Source organism: Companilactobacillus nuruki, assembly GCF_002872255.1.
Lineage (GTDB): Bacteria > Bacillota > Bacilli > Lactobacillales > Lactobacillaceae > Companilactobacillus > Companilactobacillus nuruki.
In genome coordinates, this window is sequence record NZ_NIPR01000029.1 from 1 (window position 1) to 2,732 (window position 2,732).

A 2,732-nucleotide genomic window follows, 5' to 3' on the forward strand; every position below is an offset into this window, starting at 1 on the left:
TCTCGGGGGATCGGAGAAGTGTAGAAGAGACAGACATTAGCTGATCGTGCTGTTAACGAGTCAATCACTAATGAAGATAACAAAAAACTTGTTGATGAATACTTGAACAAGTAATCAAAGTAACAAAAAAAAGAGTTCGCATAAGCGGGCTCTTTTTTTGTTCTAATTATTGTTGTTGATAAGTCGTAAGCACCTAATAACTGACCGTATTGAAAAATAAAAAATCATCCGTACTCTCATTTGAGAATGCGGATGATTTTGTGTGTTCATTTATGCGGCGATTTTTTGATTATCTTCGTTAGTCGTTTTCAATCGTGATGATTTAAAGTTCCACGGTAAATAGGCTTCTAGTTCCTCTGGTTTCAAGAATGTTGGAAGCTGTGAGATATTTTTTAATAAAAATGTTAAATACTCAGCCGGATTAATTCTATTGGCCTTCGCTGATTCGATCAGCGTCATCCAAATTGCATTGGCTTTAGCACCAGCTTGGCTGGTACTAAATAGCCAATTCTTACGGCCAATCACAAAGCTCTTCATATTTCTTTCCGATGCATTGTTACTCCAATCGATTGCTCCGTCGTTGACAATACGATTAAGTTCATCACGCTGATTTTTAACATAAGTGATGGCTTTACCTAGGCGACTCTTTGGTAAGGCATCAGCCGTATCAATATAATGCCAAAATTTCTTTAATATTTTTCTCTGATAACAGCGGCGACGACGGCGTCGCGCCCGTGGTGAAAGATGTTGCCACTTTCTCTCTAATTGAAACATTTCATCAATCAAATTTAGTGGAAGTGTCGCCTTAAACTTTGTACCTTTATTGGCGTCGTCGTAAAACTTGCGTCTTGCATGAGCCCAGCAACCATCTCTAGTGACTGAATCATCCAGAATATTATATCCAGAATAACCGTCACATTGTAGTATTCCCGTGAAACCATTGTAAAGCGATGCAGCGAAGCTGCTAGCGCGACTGGTACCGTAGGAATAGAAAACACCTTGCTTTGCTTCGTGAGTAACGCTTCGCATCACCCACATAAATGATTTAGACTTGGCCAATTTTCCAGGCTCATTCAAAACTTCCATTGGTGTTTCGTCACCCTGCAAGTACCGATGCGATAGTAGTTCCTCATGTATTTGTTGATACAATGGTTCCACAATTTGACTAGTTTTGATTATCCAATTGGTAATCGTTGTCTCACTAAGATCGATACCTTGTCGTTTCCAATCTTGAAGTTGGCGATAAAGAGGTACCCCCAGTTCGAACTTTTTATGTATGATTTCTGTTATTAATGAAACCGAAGCTAAACTATGCGGAATCAGTGGTTGGGGCACCTTCGATTGGATCAGATGGGCTAGCCCATCGATCAATTCGCATTCCGGGCATTTATAAGTCTTCGTATAGAACTTTTCCAAATATAGTTTAGCTGGTCGGTAATGAATTTCTTCACGCTGGAACTTTTTTCCAACTGAAACTAAGCCGTGTCCGTTAGGACACAGCTTATCAGTTAGGCCGATTACCGTCTCTTTTACAGGTACATTTGAACCTATAATTGATTTCCGTGTTTTTTTAGCTTTCTTCTTTTGCTGTACTTGGGTTGGTTTGTTATCTTCACCAGTTTGCTCTGGTTCGATAAAAACCCCTTCGTCTTTATCCAACAATGAAAGTTGATTAGGATCAACTTTCTCTGATTTTTGACCATAAAGTTTTTTGGTCAAGTAATCGATTATTTCTGCTTGTTCTTGAACCTTTTTGGTCAAGGCTTCAACTTGTTCTTCTAGCGTCATAATATCCACTCACTGTACGTTTTTCTTGATATTGAGTTTATCACAATTGACATTTTAAGAAAACGTTTTCTTAGTCTTGGGCAGATTAATTTTATGAATAGTTGAATCTAATGACCAGCCACTCAAAAGCTTTGATAGTTGAAGATAAGTCAACTTTCGGACCTCGTCTTGACTCGTCGGCCACTGAAGTCGGCCGGACTCAATCCTTTTATAGAGTAATAAAAAGCCATCGCCGTCCCAGTAAAGTGCTTTGAACCGGTCCTTTCGTGTACCACAAAATAGATACAGTGATCGATTATATGGATCTAGTTCAAACTGATCTTGTACGACGGCTGCTAAGCCGTCGATACCTCGACGAAGATCCGTTTTACCACATACTAAATAGACTTGATGAATTTTTCTTTGATCAATGAGCATGCGGGAACACCGCCTCTAACACCGCACTAAGGATGTAGTTGTTTACGTGATTATAAACAGTTACTGATTTTTGTTGATCGATACGAATATGAAGCGCCCGACTGGGTACTGACGGCTTAGCTTCGCTTAAAGCCTTAGGGACATTGACCTTCACGATTTCAGGTTGATTTTCCATAAAAAAATACCTCACCAATATGTTTGATGAGATAATCATAATTCGAATTCCGCCTAAATCATAGACGGTCGGTTATTAGGTGCTTACGATATATCAGTGCTTTGATACAAATCAATTCAAAAAAAATAAAGCTAAGATATCCCTTGATATCCTAACTTTATTTTTAAGGAATTTATTTAACTGGAACCTCTTCCATAATATATGCTTCGACTTCATCGCCGATTTTAATATCATTGTAGTTTTCGATTGTGATACCACATTCGAATCCTGAACCAACTTCCTTAACATCGTCTTTGAAACGTTTAAGTGAAGCAAGTTTAACTTCAGTGATAACAATACCGTCTCTGATAAG

4 protein-coding genes are annotated in these 2,732 nt (G+C 38.7%); all 4 read right to left on the bottom strand.

Translation table 11 applies throughout. The features are described 5' to 3' along the window. Window positions 1–270: 270 nt before the first annotated feature. Window positions 271–1,788 carry an IS66 family transposase gene (gene tnpC / locus CBP76_RS08190; protein WP_102196417.1) on the bottom strand — a complete coding sequence of 506 codons (1,518 nt, stop codon included), beginning with the start codon at window positions 1,786–1,788 and terminating at the stop codon, window positions 271–273. A 54-nt stretch (window positions 1,789–1,842) separates the two neighbouring features. Then, complete coding sequence (gene tnpB / locus CBP76_RS08195) at window positions 1,843–2,205, bottom strand: IS66 family insertion sequence element accessory protein TnpB (RefSeq protein ID WP_102196418.1); 363 nt, start codon at window positions 2,203–2,205, stop codon at window positions 1,843–1,845. After that, window positions 2,195–2,380, bottom strand: a complete 186-nt coding sequence (locus tag CBP76_RS08200) for a hypothetical protein (protein WP_102196419.1) — start codon at window positions 2,378–2,380, stop codon at window positions 2,195–2,197. The genes tnpB and CBP76_RS08200 overlap by 11 nt, the downstream gene beginning before the upstream one ends. Before the next feature lie 172 nt (window positions 2,381–2,552). After that, a partial coding sequence (locus tag CBP76_RS08205; RefSeq protein ID WP_133120392.1) for a hypothetical protein occupies window positions 2,553–2,732 on the bottom strand: 180 nt, incomplete at its 5' end.